This window comes from Komagataeibacter oboediens, from assembly GCF_003207815.1.
Classification (GTDB): domain Bacteria; phylum Pseudomonadota; class Alphaproteobacteria; order Acetobacterales; family Acetobacteraceae; genus Komagataeibacter; species Komagataeibacter oboediens.
Genome location: NZ_NKTX01000141.1, coordinates 1 through 2,787 on the forward strand (window position 1 = coordinate 1; position 2,787 = coordinate 2,787).

Genomic DNA, 2,787 nt, shown 5'->3' on the forward strand with positions numbered 1-2,787 from the left:
CCGCAATCATGCGAAAGCTCGTTGTCCTCGCAAACGCCCTGCTTCACAAAGATCGGCTTTGGACGCCAAAAGCCGCTTGACCACAACGGATACTCTTAGCGTCCATTGCTACGGACATCATCTCGGCAAGACAGGACATTCCCTGCCCGGTCGGGCCGATAATTATAGTGTGGACCGTTGCCGCGCCCAGATCGAAACCGAACCGAAACGGTGTAGCTTCAATTTCTGAGCCGATAATGATGGGCGTTACCCCCGGGTTTGCGATGGTTTCAGTCATGATTAGTGATCCTTTTATTCACGCGAATACGTTCTGCTTCAATCGTGCGACTGAAAAGGGTACCCGGAGGAAAAGGGATGCGGGCCGCAATCCGGGGTTTTATTGTCAAATCGAATGTACTGCGCATCCTTCTCGGTTGCCGGGAAACAGCTTCAGTGAAATAGCAAACCCAATGCTTTTGAGAACTGGAGCAAGGCGGTTGGAATATCCGGCTCCGGCAAGAGCGGCAGCTTTCAATCCGAAAGTTTCAGTGAAGGTGTCTGGTGGGTAATCCGTTGCACCACGAGCCACGATCAGACGCGCATACTCTTCGACCTCTTTATCTGACAGTGAGTTCACAATTTTCATTTGCTCTTCATACGTCATGTGATTTTTCTCCGGGGTTAAGAGGACATCGATGCGACGCCGCGCCAGGTCTGAATAGCGTCGGCGCTGCCATAGGACCCGCACGGGGCGGCTAGTTTTTGCGATCATTGCCACGATGGCGCAATGGGAGCGCGAGTCGATTGTGGAACGGACGGTTAACGGTCTCGCAGCGGCACGGGCGAGAGGCAAGACCGGAGGCCGCAAGGCCGTGCTGTCCGATGAGCAGGTGGCCGAAGCTATGGCGCGGATACAGGCCGGGGAGAAATCAGCCGAGGTTGCGGCAGCTTACAGAGTGACACGGCAAGCCATCTACCGGCGCGCCAGAAACATGAGAGAGGATGACGCCAATGACTGACAAGCAGACGACCGGAAGATCGTAGCAATGAATATCGCCCGCGCCATTCTGATCCGCCGAGAGCGCCAACGCCAACGGCGAGAAGGATCCAGCACAAAGGAAAGGCTCTCGGTATCGCCTCTACTTCGGAACACTCTCGCCGCCGACAAGCAGCTTCATCGGGCCTGGAGGGCGGCAGGCGAGCCTCTCTGGAAGAGCCTACTTCGGGCATTTATAATTCAAAGATAATGTTCATGAGTAGCCGGTTTCTGATCGCAGTATCTGGCCGCCAGGACACCCGACTTGCGATACCACAATGCTTCATGCGCAGGCGCCCGTAGAAGCGGCTCTTACTGACTGAGCGTCCTCCCGCTCCCGTTAGCCTTCGTGGGCTCGTCGTGAACGATAGATTAATCATGCCCCCTATCGGAAAACAGATGATTCCCGACAGGGTGTAAATGTTCAAGCCAAATGGCCGGTCTCTGATCACGGCATCTGGCCGCCCGGGCAGCTAAGGGGGGAAGAACGAACCCGCTGCGCGGGATTGGTGCGATGTGGAGGTCTGTCACCACGGCGTGAGCGATCTGTTTTATTTGGAACTGTCCTGATCGGGCCAAGCACTCTGGCTTCTTCCCACCAGAAGGAGCCGGATGATGACAGAGTCCCTGTGCATTGCTGCAATCAGTCCCCTTCGCCAGCGCCTGCTTGATGACATGGCGGTGCGGCGGTTCTCCCGGGAGACGCAGCGCAATTACCTTCGCGATGTCGGCCGTTTCGCCACGTTTCTGGGCCGCTCACCCCACACGGCAACAGTCGAGGATGTGCGCCAGTTCCAGATTGCGCAGAACGCGGCTGGCATGCCGACACCGACCATGAATGCCATCGTGTCGGCGCTGCGGTTTTTCTTCACCCAGACGCTCGACCGCCCCGACCTTGCACGCAGGCTGGTCCGGGTAGCGCAGCCCCGCAACCTGCCCGTCGTGCTGAGCCGCGATGAAGTTGCCCGGTTGCTCAACGCGACCGTATGCCTCAAGCATCAGGCCGCCCTGTCGGTCGCCTATGGGGCAGGCCTGCGGGTGGCCGAGGTCGCCGCTCTCAAGATCAGCGATATCGACAGCGAGCGCATGCTGCTCAGGGTCGAACGGGGCAAAGGGGGACGATATCGCAACGCCATGCTTCCGGCAGACCTTCTGCCCCTGCTGCGGGAGTGGTGGAAGGCCGGACGCCAGCAGGGCGTGATGCATTCCGGTGGCTGGCTTTTTCCCGGCCAGGACACCATGAGGCCCATCAGCACACGGCAGCTCCATCGTGTGGTTGTCGATGCCGCGCGGGCTGCTTCGATCACCAGACGTGTGGGGCCTCATACCCTGCGGCACAGCTTTGCCACGCACCTGCTTGAGGATGGTGTCGATGTCCGAGTGATCCAGGTTCTGCTGGGTCATTCCCGCCTGGAGACCACGGCCCTTTATACAAAAGTTGCGACACGGACCGTGCGGGCCGTCATCAGTCCGCTCGACAGACTGGGCATACTGGCGACAACGCAGGCGAGGCCCGACGGCTGATCCCCGGGCGGGGGCGGTCATGTCCGCCTCCCTCGAACTGGGGGACATCTTCCGGGCTGCCGGCCCTGCCTGGCGGTCAGCCCATGCCGGCCGTCTCCCCCTGCAGCAGCTCAAGGTCATGTCGGCGATCGAACACTGTCGCACGGCGGCCCTTGGTGGTCATGTCGCGGCCTGCGGGGACTGTGGACACTGGCGGATCGCCTATAACAGCTGTCGCAACCGTCATTGTCCGCGCTGTCAGGGGAACG

The 2,787-nt window shown here is 59.7% G+C and carries 4 protein-coding genes and 1 pseudogene; 3 read left to right on the forward strand and 2 right to left on the reverse strand.

All coding sequences use genetic code 11. The features are described from left to right. Nucleotides 1–43: 43 nt before the first annotated feature. Together CFR80_RS19075 and CFR80_RS19080 are read right to left on the reverse strand one after the other, a co-directional pair. On the reverse strand, nt 44–277 hold the full coding sequence (locus tag CFR80_RS19075) for a hypothetical protein (RefSeq protein ID WP_146221701.1): 234 nt from the start codon (nt 275–277) through the stop codon (nt 44–46). Nucleotides 278–382: 105 nt separating this feature from the next. After that, nucleotides 383–643: a hypothetical protein gene (locus tag CFR80_RS19080; RefSeq protein WP_062271023.1), complete on the reverse strand. Its 261-nt coding sequence runs from the start codon at nt 641–643 to the stop codon at nt 383–385. Between the two features lie 85 nt (nt 644–728). On the opposite strand from CFR80_RS19080, the pseudogene CFR80_RS20035 reads away from it, so the two are divergent. From CFR80_RS20035 to CFR80_RS17560, 3 genes and pseudogenes are all read left to right on the forward strand, one after another. Continuing rightward, nucleotides 729–998: pseudogene (locus CFR80_RS20035) on the forward strand (recombinase family protein); the annotation flags it as partial. Between the two features lie 629 nt (nt 999–1,627). Then, a complete protein-coding gene (locus tag CFR80_RS17555) occupies nt 1,628–2,539 on the forward strand; it encodes a tyrosine-type recombinase/integrase (RefSeq protein ID WP_077813801.1) in 912 nt (303 codons plus the stop codon). A 19-nt stretch (nt 2,540–2,558) separates the two neighbouring features. Next, on the forward strand, nt 2,559–2,787 hold a 229-nt coding region (locus tag CFR80_RS17560), incomplete at its 3' end, for a transposase zinc-binding domain-containing protein (RefSeq protein ID WP_181418275.1).